The sequence below is a fragment of the Stackebrandtia sp. genome, from assembly GCF_035643755.1.
In the GTDB taxonomy this organism is placed as follows: domain Bacteria; phylum Actinomycetota; class Actinomycetes; order Mycobacteriales; family Micromonosporaceae; genus Stackebrandtia.
The window spans coordinates 1-12,599 of record NZ_DASQPW010000323.1 but is presented as its reverse complement, the minus strand read 5'-3'; the positions used below and the strand labels follow the sequence as shown (position 1 = coordinate 12,599).

14 protein-coding genes and 1 pseudogene are annotated in these 12,599 nt (G+C 69.1%); 8 read left to right on the top strand and 7 right to left on the bottom strand.

The genetic code is table 11. From position 1 onward, the window contains the following. Together VE172_RS25255 and VE172_RS25250 are read left to right on the top strand one after the other, a co-directional pair. Positions 1-273, top strand: a pseudogene (locus VE172_RS25255) (septation protein SepH); the annotation flags it as partial. Positions 274-376: 103 nt separating this feature from the next. Beyond that, positions 377-2,077: a DUF7927 domain-containing protein gene (locus VE172_RS25250; protein ID WP_324804784.1), complete on the top strand. Its 1,701-nt coding sequence runs from the start codon at positions 377-379 to the stop codon at positions 2,075-2,077. On the opposite strand, the gene VE172_RS25245 is transcribed toward VE172_RS25250, so the two are convergent. Then, complete coding sequence (locus VE172_RS25245) at positions 2,074-3,357, bottom strand: MFS transporter (protein WP_324804783.1); 1,284 nt, start codon at positions 3,355-3,357, stop codon at positions 2,074-2,076. The genes VE172_RS25250 and VE172_RS25245 overlap by 4 nt on opposite strands. 198 nt (positions 3,358-3,555) lie before the next feature. Between VE172_RS25245 and VE172_RS25240 the strand changes: the two genes are divergently transcribed. Together VE172_RS25240 and VE172_RS25235 are read left to right on the top strand one after the other, a co-directional pair. Beyond that, a complete protein-coding gene (locus VE172_RS25240) occupies positions 3,556-4,308 on the top strand; it encodes a maleylpyruvate isomerase family mycothiol-dependent enzyme (protein ID WP_324804782.1) in 753 nt (250 codons plus the stop codon). 23 nt (positions 4,309-4,331) lie between these two features. Continuing rightward, entirely contained in the window at positions 4,332-4,745 is a 414-nt protein-coding gene (locus VE172_RS25235) for a hypothetical protein (RefSeq protein WP_324804781.1), read from the top strand. 117 nt (positions 4,746-4,862) lie between these two features. On the opposite strand, the gene serC is transcribed toward VE172_RS25235, so the two are convergent. Beyond that, positions 4,863-5,972, bottom strand: a complete 1,110-nt coding sequence (gene serC / locus VE172_RS25230) for a phosphoserine transaminase (protein WP_324804780.1) — start codon at positions 5,970-5,972, stop codon at positions 4,863-4,865. Between the two features lie 142 nt (positions 5,973-6,114). Next, entirely contained in the window at positions 6,115-7,215 is a 1,101-nt protein-coding gene (locus VE172_RS25225; RefSeq protein ID WP_324804779.1) for a citrate synthase 2, read from the bottom strand. 312 nt (positions 7,216-7,527) lie between these two features. Between VE172_RS25225 and pdxH the strand changes: the two genes are divergently transcribed. The 3 genes from pdxH to VE172_RS25210 all read left to right on the top strand — a co-directional run bounded on the left by pdxH (position 7,528) and on the right by VE172_RS25210 (position 9,623). After that, on the top strand, positions 7,528-8,175 hold the full coding sequence (gene pdxH, locus VE172_RS25220) for a pyridoxamine 5'-phosphate oxidase (RefSeq protein WP_324804778.1): 648 nt from the start codon (positions 7,528-7,530) through the stop codon (positions 8,173-8,175). 118 nt (positions 8,176-8,293) lie between these two features. Further along, a complete protein-coding gene (locus tag VE172_RS25215) occupies positions 8,294-9,196 on the top strand; it encodes an aldose 1-epimerase family protein (protein WP_324804777.1) in 903 nt (300 codons plus the stop codon). Between the two features lie 100 nt (positions 9,197-9,296). Next, a complete protein-coding gene (locus VE172_RS25210; protein ID WP_324804775.1) occupies positions 9,297-9,623 on the top strand; it encodes a type II toxin-antitoxin system VapB family antitoxin in 327 nt (108 codons plus the stop codon). Here the strand turns inward: VE172_RS25210 and VE172_RS25205 are convergent. The 4 genes from VE172_RS25205 to VE172_RS25190 form a co-directional block, all read right to left on the bottom strand. Beyond that, positions 9,589-10,305, bottom strand: a complete 717-nt coding sequence (locus tag VE172_RS25205) for a hypothetical protein (protein ID WP_324804774.1) — start codon at positions 10,303-10,305, stop codon at positions 9,589-9,591. The two genes, VE172_RS25210 and VE172_RS25205, sit on opposite strands and share 35 nt — an antisense overlap. A 49-nt stretch (positions 10,306-10,354) precedes the next feature. Beyond that, complete coding sequence (locus VE172_RS25200; RefSeq protein WP_324804773.1) at positions 10,355-11,062, bottom strand: hypothetical protein; 708 nt, start codon at positions 11,060-11,062, stop codon at positions 10,355-10,357. A gap of 153 nt (positions 11,063-11,215) precedes the next feature. Continuing rightward, on the bottom strand, positions 11,216-11,509 hold the full coding sequence (locus VE172_RS25195) for a DUF202 domain-containing protein (protein WP_324804772.1): 294 nt from the start codon (positions 11,507-11,509) through the stop codon (positions 11,216-11,218). Further along, positions 11,506-11,910 (bottom strand): YidH family protein, encoded by a 405-nt coding sequence (locus VE172_RS25190; RefSeq protein ID WP_324804771.1) that lies wholly within the window; start codon positions 11,908-11,910, stop codon positions 11,506-11,508. The genes VE172_RS25195 and VE172_RS25190 overlap by 4 nt, the downstream gene beginning before the upstream one ends. Before the next feature lie 178 nt (positions 11,911-12,088). Between VE172_RS25190 and VE172_RS25185 the strand changes: the two genes are divergently transcribed. Beyond that, positions 12,089-12,599, top strand: a 511-nt coding sequence (locus tag VE172_RS25185) for a hypothetical protein (protein ID WP_324804770.1), incomplete at its 3' end; no start/stop codon positions are given.

Here is a 12,599-nt window from a genome sequence, read left to right as displayed (position 1 = left end):
GAGCGCCCGCTGGGCGACCCGGCCCGCGGCGAGCGCCCGTCCGGGGTGCTGGGCCTGCCCGGTTCGGAACCCGCCGAGGTGAAGGACACCCCCGCGGTGCCATCGCTGGCGGTGCTGCGGCCGCGGCGTGCCGACATCGCCGCCGACACCGACGACGACAACGAGGAGTCGCCGCTGGCGGTGGCCGCGGCCTCCAAGCCGCGCAACCGGCTTCCCGCCTGGGAGGACGTCCTGTTCGGCAGCGACGCCGCCCCGCGCTCCAGCGCACCCTAAAGGGGTCACGCGCCGCGAATCGCCGTCACAAATGAGCGATTTGGACGGTTCGCGCCGATAGCCTGCGGACGAATCCTTGCCGTCCAATTGAGGTTGTATCGCCATGCGTCCCGTCCGTTCCCTGGTGTCTTCGATCGCGGTCGCGTGCGCGGCGACCATGGTGGCCGCGGTCGGCGCCGCCCCGCCGGCGCACGCCGTGATCGTCAAGCCGTTCGAGATCCGTTACCACAAGTCGCTGTACGGCGACTTCGAGACGGTCGGCAACACGGTGCAGGGCTGCCCGGCGACCCCGGCCGACGTGGCCGCCAAGTGCGCCGCGACCCAGCAGGGCCAGGGAACGTCCACCAACAACGAGTTCGCGATGCGCGGCGAGAACTTCGCGTCCATGAGCGGCGCGTTCAACTCGAGCTCGGCCACCGTGCCGATCCCCAGTGGAGCGAAGGTCGACTACGCGCGGCTGTTCTGGGGCGGCAACGACGGCACCTATAAGGGGCCCAGCGGTTCGGTCCTGAACCGTTGCGACATCACGCAGAAGGGTGACGTCACGACGCCGTCGGGCGACCCCGGAAGCACCCCGGTGCTGGTGGACGCGGGCAACGGCGCCGCGTCGGTGTCGCCGCGGATCTACTCGGACGAGACGGACCTCAACGGTCCGCACTACTACACCGCCGAGGCCGAGGTCACCAAGCAGCTCGCCTCGGCGACCGGCGACACCACCGTGAAGGTCGGCAACGTCTGGGCGCCCGACGGACTGGGCTGCGTCGGCGGCTGGTCGCTGGTGGTGGTGTACGCGTACCCGGAGGCGAAGGTCGCCTCCGACATGGACAAGCACGAGGTGTACGTGTACGGCGGCCACGTGGTGCAGCGCTCCCGCGACCCCGAACTGACCACGAAGGTCAGCGGCTTCTACCGGATCGGCGACGACCCGGTGCGCGCCAGCGTCACCGGCTACGAGGGCGACCGCGCCACCGCGGGCGACCGCTTCGCCGTCAACGGCACCAACCTGGCCGAGCCGCACACCGGCGCCACCAACAACTTCTTCATCAGCGCCTCCGACGGTCCACAGTCGCCCAATTACGCCAACAACCTCGACGTGGACGCCAAGCAGGTCGACGTCCCCGAGAGCGTGATCCCCGCCGGCGCGACCTCGGCGGACCTGACGCTGAAGACCAGCGGCGACACCTATGTGGTGCAGGAGCTCGCGCTGGCGGTGCCCGCCCCGGACCTCAAGGTCACCAAGAAGGCCAGCCCCACCAGGGTGAGGCCGGGCGACACGGTGACCTACACCGTCACCGCCAAGAACGTCGGCCGCGTCGCCTCCCCCGGCGCCCACTTCAGCGACGACCTGTCCGACGTGCTGGACGACGCGACCACCGACGGGGCGCCGACGGCGACCACGGGCACGGTGACCTACAAGGAACCGAAGGTGGAGTGGACCGGCGATCTCGACGTCGGCCAGTCGGCCACGGTCACCTACAAGGTGCGCGTCAACGACCCGCTGTCGGGCGACGGCAAGCTCAACAACGACGTCATCGCCGATTCCACCCGCGCCACCTGCCAAAACGCCGACGAACCGGGCTGCTTCAGCGACATCGACATCTCGAGCGCCACGCCGAGCCCGAGCGCTTCGAAACCGTCGGGCCACCACCCGAAGCCCGCCGACCACTCCGAACCCGGCCCGCGCCCGAGCGGGCTGCCGGTGACGGGTCTGGCCCTGACGCCGCTGATCTGGATCGGTTGCGCGCTGATCCTGCTGGGTGCCGCGGGCTGGGTCTTCGCCCGGCGCCGCTGGGCCGAGGATTAGGCGGCGCGTTCCACCGCGCCCTCGGTGAGGATCAGCCTGGGGCGCGGGCGGATCGTCACGCTGATGCGGACGTCGCGCTGGCGGCAGCGCACCGCGAAGGCGGCCGCCGCGGTGACCACGCCGACCAGGCCGCCGAGCCACAGGCCCGAGCGCGGGCCGGCGTGCTCCGACAGCCAGCCGATCAGCGGGGCGAAGATCGGGGTGGAACCCAGGAACACCATGACGTACAGCGCCATGACGCGTCCCCGGTGGTCGGCGTCGACGCCGAGCTGGATGCGCTGGTTGGCGGCCTGTCCCAGGAAGCTCATCGCGAATCCACAGGGGATCAGCACCAGGGACGCGGTGATGAACGACGGCGCGACCCCCACCAGGGTCTCCAGGGCGCTGAACGCCCCCGCGGTGCCGATCACCACGTTGGCGGTGGGCCGCCCGCGGCGCTTCGAGCTGTACAGGGCCCCGGCGAGGGCGCCGGAGGCCAGCGCGGTGGTGAGCAGGCCGAATGTGGACGGTCCGGTGTGGAACACCGTCTTGGCCAGCAGCGCCAGGGTGATGGGGAAGTTGAAGCCGACGCCGCCGATGATGAACATCAGGACCAGCGGCAGCACCAGGTCGGAGCGGCGCAGGGTGTAGCGGACGCCCTCGCGGATCCGGGTGTCCTTGGGGATCGCGTGGGGGACCAGCAGGTCGTCGCGGTTCATCAGCATGTTGCAGACCAGGGGCGCGAGGTACCCGACCGCGTTGATGGCGATGACGGTGCCGGTGCCGAAGAACGCGATCAGGCCGCCGGCGATGGCCGGGCCGATGATGCGGGCGCTGTTGAACGTCGCCGACGACAGCGACAGGGCGTTGGGAAGCAGCTCGGTGCCGACCAGTTCGGACACAAAGGACTGGCGGACGGGGTTCTCCAGCGCGTTGACCACGCCGAGCACCGCCGAGAACACGAAGACGTGCCACAGCTGGATCGCGCCGGACAGCACCAGGGTGGCCATGGACGCCGACAGCACCAGCCAGGCGCTGTTGAAGATCAGCAGCATGCGGCGCTTGTTGTAACGATCGGCGAGCTTGCCACCGGTGAGGCTGAGCAGCAGCACGGGCAGGAACTGGAACGCGGTGACGAATCCGAGGGCCGAGCCGGAGTTCCCCGACAGCTGCAGGACGAGCCAGTCGATGGAGACGATCTGCATCCAGCGCCCAAGCAGCGAGGTCAGCTGGCCGGCGGCGAAGAGCCGATAGTTGCGAACGCGCAGGGAACGAAAAGTGTCGGCCAGCTGTCTTCTCATGGGCTCCGGGTCGGCCTCCTGGGGTTGTAAGGGGCGAAAACGCTTACCGATCCTAACCTTTTTCGCGTCCGGGACGCCAGAGGATTGTTGGCGGCGTCACCGCGTGTCGCCCACTGGGTGGGACGCGGCGACCGTCCGTTGTCTACCTTTGGGAGTAGGAACCGGCCGCGTGTCGCAGGCGGCTGCAAGACTGGGCCCATGGACTTCATCCAACTGACTTCGTGTCTGACCTCGGACGCCGCCAAGCTCGCCGAGGCCGCCGACGGCAAACTGGACGCCGGGGTACCTTCATGTCCTGAATGGACCAACGCTGACCTGCTCGAACACGTCGCGATGGTGTACAACCACAAGACCGAATGCATGCGCAACGGCAAGCCCGAGAACTGGCCGCCGGAGAAGACCGGGGACACGCCGCCGCTGACGCAACTGCGACACGCGCTGGGGGACCTGCTCGCCGAGTTCACCGCCCGACAGCCCTCGGACGCCGCCTACACCTGGTACGACCCCGACCAGACCGTGGGCTTCTGGATCCGCCGCATGGCACAGGAGACGGTGATCCACCGGGTCGACGCCGAACAGGCCTCCGCCGTGGCGCTCAGCCCGATCGACGCCGACCTGGCCGTCGATGGCATCGACGAGCTCCTGGCGATCTTCCTCGGCTGGTCCAGCGTCAAGTGGCACGAACACGTCACCGACCACGTCACCAAGCTGCTCACCGCGCCGATCGCCGTGAGCAGCGGCGGCAGGTCCTGGCTGGTGCGCCCGACGCCCGACGGGAACGCCGAGGTCACCGAGGGGGCCGGCGACGGCGCGGTCGCCACCGTCTCGGGGGAGCCCGCCGACGTCCTGCTGTGGCTGTGGCGTCGCGCGCCCTACGACTCGGTGACTGTGGACGGAAATGCCGATGCGGCCAAGGGGTTCTACGAACTACTGTCGGAATTCACCGGCTGAGAAGTCTCTGAGGGAAGGTAGCTGTGGACGTTGCGAGATTCACGATCGTCGGCGTGGCCCTGGTGAGCCTCGCCAGCCTGCCCTGCCTGATCGCCTGGATGATCGTCAACGCCGACGAGGCCGCCGACCGCGCCAACCACACGGTCGCTCGGCTGCGCCCGGGCCATCCCGCCAACCCCCCGCTGGAGGAGACCGCCGAACGGCTGCGCGCCCTCGCCGCCGAGATCACCGACACCCCGCTGACCGCGGTCCAGCGCCGCGGCGAACTCACCGACCGCTACGACCTGCTGCTGCGCCAGGCCTGCGCCACGGTCGGCGTCGCCCAATACCTCAACCAGGTCTCGGGCACCGACGCCGACATGGAGCGGCTGCGCGTGGAGGGCGAGCTGGAGGCCGCGGGCATCGTCGTGCGCGGCCCCCACCACACCGATCACTAGCCGCTACCCGCGGGCGTCCAATCTGCCCGCTGGCGGCGTTGTCGTCGTCGCGAGTGCGTAAAGCACCAGCTCCTCCTCCGCCTTGCCACCAATCAGCCGCCTGCTTGCAGGCGGCTGCTAGAGGCGCTCGACGACGTAGTCGATCGACTCGGTGAGCGCGGAGACGTCGGCCGGGTCGACGGCCGGGTACATCGCGATGCGCAGCTGGTTGCGGCCCAGCTTGCGGTAGGGCTCGGTGTCGAGGATTCCGTTGGCGCGCAACACCTTCGCGAGCTCCTTCGCGTCCACGTCCTCGCCGAAGTCGATGGTGGCGACCACATTGGAGCGAAGGTCGACGTCGGTGACGAACGGCTCGGCGTACGGCGACTTGTCCGCCCAGGTGTACAGCCGAGAGGCGCTGTCGGCGCAGCGCGCCGCGGCCTGAGCCAGCCCGCCCGCGGCGTTCATGGCGTCGACCTGCTCGGCGGCCAGGAAGATCGTGGCCAGGGCCGGGGTGTTGTAGGTCTGCTCCTTGCGGGAGTTGTCCACCGCGGTGGACAGGCTGAGGAACTCCGGGATGTAACGACCCGTCGCGGCGATCTCCTCGACGCGCGCCAGGGCGGCGGGCGACATCAGCGCGATCCACAGCCCGCCGTCGGAGGCCAGACCCTTCTGCGGCGCCAGGTAGTACACGTCGGTGTCGGCCGGGTCGAAGTCCAGGCCACCGGCCGCCGACGTGGCGTCGTGCAGCATCAGCGCGTCGCCGCCGACCCGCTTCACGGGAACCGCCACGCCCGTGGAGGTCTCGTTGTGCGGCGTGCCGTAGACGTCCACGCCGTTCTCCGCCGACAGCAGCGCGGCGGAGCCGGGCTCGCCCTTCACCACGGTCGGGTCCGACAGGAACGGCGCCGCGGCCACCGCCTTGGCGAACTTGGAACCGAACTCGCCGAAGCTGGCCAGCTGGGCGCGGTCGCGGATCAGCCCGAAGACCGCCGCCTCCCAAAACGCCGTGGTGCCGCCGTTGCCCAGCACCACCTCGTAGCCGTCGGGAAGCCCGAAGAACTCGGCCAGGCCGCCGCGCAGCCGGGCCACCTGGTCGCGCACCCGCGCCTGGCGGTGCGACGTGCCCAGGAGCTCCGGCGCGATGGAGGCCAGCGCCTCGACGGCGCGATTCGGGACCTTGCTGGGACCGCTGCCGAACCGTCCGTCGGCGGGCAGCAATTCTGTGGGAACGCGGATCTCGGCCACCGCGACATCTCCTTTATCTGGCGAACGTGACGAAAGGGGTACGGCGGCGCTGCCGGAGCCCCATCTTCGCACGCGAACCGTCACGCAAAAAAGGTGGTCCGGGCCGCCATGGCCCAGACCACCGAGAAGTCGTTCGACGCCGCTACGCCGCCACGGAGGACCAGCCGTCCACCGTCTCGGGCTTGCGGGGCCCGGGGCCGACGTACTTGGCGCTGGGCCGCACCAGGCGGCCGAGCTTCTTCTGCTCCAGGATGTGGGCGCTCCAGCCGCCCACCCGCGCGCAGGTGAACATCGCGGTGAACATGTCGGCGGGCACCTGGGCGAAGTCCAGCACCACCGCCGACCAGAACTCCACATTGGTGGCCAGCACGCGGTCGGGCTTGCGGGCCTTGAGCTCCGCCAGCGCCGCCTTCTCCAGGGCCTCGGCGACCTCGAAGCGCTCGGCGCCCAGCTCGCGGGCGGTGCGGCGCAGCATGCGCGCCCGCGGGTCCTCGGCCCGGTACACCCGGTGCCCGAAGCCCATCAGGCGCTCGCCGCGGTCCAGCAGGTCGCGGACGTAGGTCTCGGCGTCGCCGATCCGCTCCACCTCCTCGAGCATGTGAAGCACGCGGGACGGGGCGCCGCCGTGCAGCGGGCCCGACAGTGCGCCGATCCCGGAGGAGATGCACGCCGCGACGTCCGCGCCGGTGGAGGCGACGACCCGCGCGGTGAAGGTGGAGGCGTTCATGCCGTGCTCGGCGGCGGAGATGAAGTACGCGTCGACTGCCTTGACATGCCGGGGGTCAGGCTCGCCGCGCCAGCGGCGCATGAACCGCTCCACGATCGTGTCGGACTTGTCGATCTCCTTTTGCGGGATCGCGGGTCGCCCCACGCCGCGGGCCGATTGCGCCACATAGGACAGGGCGGTGACCGACACCCGGGCCAGGTCCTCGCGGGCCTTCTGGTCGCTGATGTCCAGCAGCTGTCCCAGACCCCAGTACGGCTTGAGCATCGCCACGGCGGACTGCACGTCCACCCGAATGTCGCCGGTGTGCACCGGTACCGGGAACGGTTCGGCGGGCGGAAGACCCGGGCCGAAGGCGCCGTCCACCAGCAGGCCCCACACGTGTCCATAGGAGACGTGGCCGATGAGGTCCTCGATGTCCACGCCGCGATATCGCAGGGACCCGCCCTGCTTATCTGGTTCGGCGATCTCGGTTTCGAAGGCGACCACGCCCTCCAAACCCGGTGTGAAATCTGACATCGTGGTGTTCTCCTCGAGATACGGATGCGCTTGTCTCGCCGGGCTACCCGGCGGTACGGATGTTGGTCCAATCATCTTGCCCCCTCGCCGCGTGCGGTCGTGCACGCAGGGCTCAATGCCACGCAAAATCGCGCATCGTCCTGGGAGGAAATGAACCCAAATGCACCTTCTGGCGCCTCCCGCGGCGCGCCCCCTCCCCGTTCACTGTGCCAGACTTAACGGTTCGGGCCGCGCGAATCGGCGAGGCGAAAATCGTTGCCATACCGTTACGGCCCCGTTCCGGGTGCGCTCGGGCGGTGGCAGTCTGGACGGGTGACGCGATCCGATGATCTTTCCCAGCTGAGGCGCGACTACTCCAGCCCGTCCCTGGACGAGGCCGACGCCGCCGCTGACCCGATCACCCAGTTCCGTGGCTGGTTCGACGCCGCCCGCGACAGCGAGGCCACCGAGGCCAACGCGATGGTGCTGGCCACGGTGGACGCACAGGGCCGCCCCCAGCAGCGCACCGTCCTGCTCAAGGCCGTGGACGAGCGCGGCTTCACCTTCTTCACCAACTACGAATCCGACAAGGGCCGCCAGATCGCGGGCAACCCCGAGGTGAGCCTCCTGTTCGGGTGGTACATCGCGCACCGCCAGGTGCGGGTGTGCGGCGCGGCGGCGCGGGTGCCGCGCGCCGAGACCGAGGATTACTTCGCGACCCGTCCCCGCGGTTCGCAGCTGGCGGCGTGGGCGTCGGCGCAGTCGCGGCGGCTGGGCTCGCGGGCCGAACTGGACGCCGAGGTCGAGGCGATGGGCCGCCGCTTCGGCGACGAGGTCCCGGCCCCGCCGCACTGGGGCGGGTACCGGGTGGAGCCGCGGACGGTCGAATTCTGGCAGGGGCGCCGCGACCGGCTGCATGATCGCTTGCGTTATCAACGCGACGAAAATGATGGCTGGGTGGTCGAGCGCTTGGCGCCGTGAGCCAATAAGCTTTCCTTAGTCTGTTGCGGCCGATGTGGCAGGCGTGCTGGTCGCGCGGATCTTGTTTCGTTGCCGCCGCAGCGGAACTTACTACTCCTCAATGTACGGAGATTGCCAAATGTCGTTGTCGGGAGAACAGTGGACGATCAGTTATGCCGGACGGGACGCCGTCATCGCCTCCGTGGGCGGTGGCCTGCGCGGATTCACCGTCGACGGAAAGTCCTATATCGACTCCTACGGCGACGACGAGATCGCCCCGGGCTGGGCGGGCCACACCCTGGCGCCGTGGCCCGGCCGCCTGGCCGACGGCCAGTACCACTTCGACGGGCGCGACTACCAGCTCGCCCTGAACGAACCGTCCACTCGCACCGCGCTGCACGGCCTGGTCGGCTGGGTGCGCTGGCGCGGCGTGGACGTCTCCGACTCCTCGGTCACCGTGGAATGCGCCCTGCCCGCGCAGCCCGGATTCCCGTACCCGCTGGTGCTGCGCACCCGCTGGTCGGTGGGCCCCTACGGATTGCGCGCCGTCCACACCGTCAGCAACGTCGGCACCCACGCCTGCCCCTTCGGGCTCGGCGTGCACCCGTACCTGACCGTCCCGGGTTCCCCGATGTCCGAGTGGAAGCTGCGCGTCCCCGCCAAGACCCAGCTGGTCGTCGACGACCGCAAGCTCCCCACGGGCGACACCACCGCGACCTTCACCGAGGCCACGGCCATCGGCGACACCGTCCTGGACACCACCTTCGGCGACCTGCAACGCGACGACGACCGCAACGCCCGCGTCGAGCTCGCCTCGGCCGACGACACCGAGGCCGTCACGTTCTGGTTCGACGAGTCCTTCGGCTGGCTGCACCTCTACACGGGCGACACCCTGGACGGCGAACGGCGCCGCCGCTGCCTCGCGATCGAGCCGATGTCCTGCCCTCCCAACGCCCTGAGCAGCGGAACCGACGTGGTCACGCTGTCCCCCGGCGACCTGTGGTCGGGCACCTGGGGCATCACCCCGCGCCGCGCCCGCTAACCCCACCGCGAACGGCCGCACCCCCACGGGCGCGGGCATACTTGGTTCCTCATGTAGCCAGACGCGTAAAGGAAACGATCATGGCCAGGAGGGGGCATCGATGATCTTCAAAGAGGTTCGCAACGGCCGTCCGTACCCCGAACACGGTTTGACCCTGAAGGAATGGGCGCGGGTTCCGCCGCGCTCGATACGCCTGGACGAATTGGTCACCACCAAGCGCGAACTCGCCCTCGACAAGCTGCTCGCCGAAGACTCCACTTTCTACGGTGACCTGTTCCCGCACGTGGTGTCCTGGCAGGGCAATCTCTACCTTGAGGACGGACTGCACAGGGCGCTGCGCGCCGCATTGCAGCAGCGCAGCGCCATCCACGTGCGGGTCTACGAGCTGGCCGCTACTGCTGCGGGGGCTGCTGCTGCCAGTTCGTAGGCGGCTCGGTCGGGTACTGCTGCTGAATCGGGCCGGTGGCCTGCGGCTGCGCGGTCGGGATCATCCCGGTCGGCTGCGCGGCGTGCGGCGCCGCGGCGGCGGCGCCCAGGTCCTTCTTGGTGATGGTCGCGGCCACGAACAGCGCGATCGCGATGATGTACAGGATGATGCCGATGACGCTCGCGGCGTTGCTGGCGTCGACCCCGCCCGACGAGGTCGATCCGTCGATGCCCGAGGGCATGGACGAGTCCTTCTTGGTGTCGGTCAGGAAGATCGACATCGTGGTGCCGATCTCCAGCGCCGACAGCCCGAGCACGATGGCGCGGTACGCATTGCGGTACTTCGCCCCCGTCGTGATGGCGACGGCGGTGACCACGAGAATCCCGTAGATCGGCGCCAACGACCACGGCGACAGCACCCGCAGCATCAGAATCAGGCTGGAGTCGCCCGCACCGTGGATCAGGGCCGACAGCAACAGCGCCGCCGCCCCGCCCGCGGCCAGGCCGAACGTCATCGGGTCGATCTTCACCTTGTCGAAGAAGGTCGGGCCATAGTTCTGCTGGGCATAGGCCGCCTGCTGTTGCTGGGCGGCGTACGCGGCCTGCTGCTGTTGGGCATAAGCGGCGGCCTGCTGCTGCTGTGCCGCCGTGTAATCGGAGTGTTGGGGAGACGGTTCAGTCATGGCAACATGATGCCTTGTCACGGTGGGCGAGTGTGAGCGGTACGACGGTTTACTGCTCCTTCGGCGGTTCATAGATCGAAAGGGACGGTGGATCGTCGTTCACCGCGATGCCCATCGGGTCGGCGTCGACGGGCCTCGGCACGGGCGTCGGGCCCGTGCCCTGCGGCGGAATCTCGCGGGCATCGGGGACCGGCGTCGCCACGCGAATGAACATGACGGACCCGGCGAGAACGACGACGCCGATGACGAGCAGCCACAACCCCGCCCCGTAGCTGATGCGGGCCTGTTCGAGCGCCTTGGAGTAATCGGGGCCGCCGTCCGCGCCCGTCCCCCCGGCCTCCCTCATGATCTGCACCAGGTTGACCTTCCAGGTGTGCGCCCGACTCGCCTCGGCGGCGATGACGACGACGCCACACCCGATGGCCGCCAGCCGCCCAAAGGTCACCCACCGCGGGGAGGACGCCATCGCGACGGTCGCGGCCACGACGAGCACCAGCAGCGGTATCGCGGGATCCAGCGCGATGTTCGTGTCGATGGAGGCCGTCTGCAATCCGTTGAAGTAGTAGAACGGGATCGGTGAGTTCTTCCCGTCGGAGTACTTGGCCAACGGCATGAAGAGCGACACCGCCACGAGCACCAGGCCCACACCCGCCAGGATCACGGGCACGGGATTGCGCATGCTGCCCTGCAACGCCCGCAACGCGGGCGGTCCCGAGGGCGGGGGCGGTTGGCTTGCTTCAGGGGTGTGGGGCGTCACATGTTGCAGTGTGCACGATCGAGGCTAGTGCCGTCCACTATGTGGGGTAAGGGTACGGAGCTTGTCGCGGACCTGGGCGGCGTCGGGGACGCCGAGCTTGGTGAGGATCTCGGGCGGGATGGGTGGAGTCTGATCACTCGTCGCCAGAAAGACTCACCACAGCGTCGCCCCCGCCAGCAACGCCATCGCCACCACGGTCGCCCCCGCCAGGGCGGGCCACGGCGGACGCATCGCCCCAGGGCTCGGTCCGTCCATGGTCCTGATCCGTCGCTGTACGCCGACGAGAAACGTCAGCCATGTCAGCGCGATGAGGCTGGCCAACGCGATGCCCCACGGGGTCGGGCCGTGGTGGAGGGCGTATCGCACCGACAACAACGCCACCACGGTCGCCGTCAACACCGAACGCCGCCAGGCGAGCCGCGTCCTCTCGGGCTGGGTCTCGCTCACCGCTGAAACGCCCCGCTCACCACCGCGACCAGCAGGGCCAGTGCACCCACGCACACCAGCGCCGCCAGCATCGTCGGAAATCGGGAAGCGGGAAGATCGCGCCGCAGCCGCATCGCCCGTTCGCAGGCCGTCCAGTACACGACCGCCCGCACCGCGCAGGCCGCGCCCACCACCATCAACACGGCCGCCAGGGCCTCGCGGAGGCTGTGCTTCGGCAGGAACTGGGCCACGGCGATGCCGCCGCCGACCAGCGCCAACGCCGTGCGAAGCCAGGCCAAGAACGTGCGTTCGTTGGCCAGCGAGAAGCGGTAGTCGGGCGTTTTGCCCACCTCCCGCAGCCGCTTCGGGTCCAGCGAGGCCGCGACGATGCCAGGCGACGTGTCATCCTCATGATCGCTCACGCCCCCAGTATCGGCCCTGGCCTGTGCATACGGTTCCATCGGCGGCTGTAATCTCTGTCCGAACCCCCGAAGGTCATTGCCCCGACGGTGGCACTATTTGGGGATTTCAGGTGCCCTGCGGACTGCGTAATGTCGTCGGCAGTACAGCACACAACACCACCAACTGGGAGAAAGAACGATGAGCGACTACGACGGCGACACCCCTGACGACACCCAGGACGACCACTACGACACCGTGGACCTGGACGGCGACGGCGTGAACGACGACACCATGGCGACCGACGATGGCACCTATGTCGACAGCGACCACGACGGGGCTGCCGACGGCGTTATTGACGACGATGGCACCGCGTACTACGACTCCGACGGCGATGGCCAGTACGACGAGCACCTGATCGACTCCGACGGCGACGGCAACATTGACACCGTCGAGGCCGACACGGACGGTGACGGCCAGGCCGACGAGGTTCTCTACGACACCAACGGCGACGGCAACGTCGACGTCATCGACGCTGACACCGACGGCGACGGACAGGTTGACACCGAGGTCGCCGACACCGACTACGACGGCAAGGCCGACACCGAGGTCCTGGACACCGACGGCGACGGCAACGCCGACACCGTCGAGGTCGACACCAACGAGGACGGCACCGTCGACGGCGTCTACACCAGCACCGAGGGCGACGGAA

Bases quoted from the DNA above. Each gene is read 5' to 3' on its own strand.
- VE172_RS25250 (WP_324804784.1), top strand. From the start codon at position 377: ATGCGTCCCGTCCGTTCCCTGGTGTCTTCGATCGCGGTCGCGTGCGCG.
- VE172_RS25245 (WP_324804783.1), bottom strand. From the start codon at position 3,357: ATGAGAAGACAGCTGGCCGACACTTTTCGTTCCCTGCGCGTTCGCAAC.
- VE172_RS25240 (WP_324804782.1), top strand. From the start codon at position 3,556: ATGGACTTCATCCAACTGACTTCGTGTCTGACCTCGGACGCCGCCAAG.
- VE172_RS25225 (WP_324804779.1), bottom strand. From the start codon at position 7,215: ATGTCAGATTTCACACCGGGTTTGGAGGGCGTGGTCGCCTTCGAAACC.
- VE172_RS25215 (WP_324804777.1), top strand. From the start codon at position 8,294: ATGTCGTTGTCGGGAGAACAGTGGACGATCAGTTATGCCGGACGGGAC.
- VE172_RS25210 (WP_324804775.1), top strand. From the start codon at position 9,297: ATGATCTTCAAAGAGGTTCGCAACGGCCGTCCGTACCCCGAACACGGT.
- VE172_RS25205 (WP_324804774.1), bottom strand. From the start codon at position 10,305: ATGACTGAACCGTCTCCCCAACACTCCGATTACACGGCGGCACAGCAG.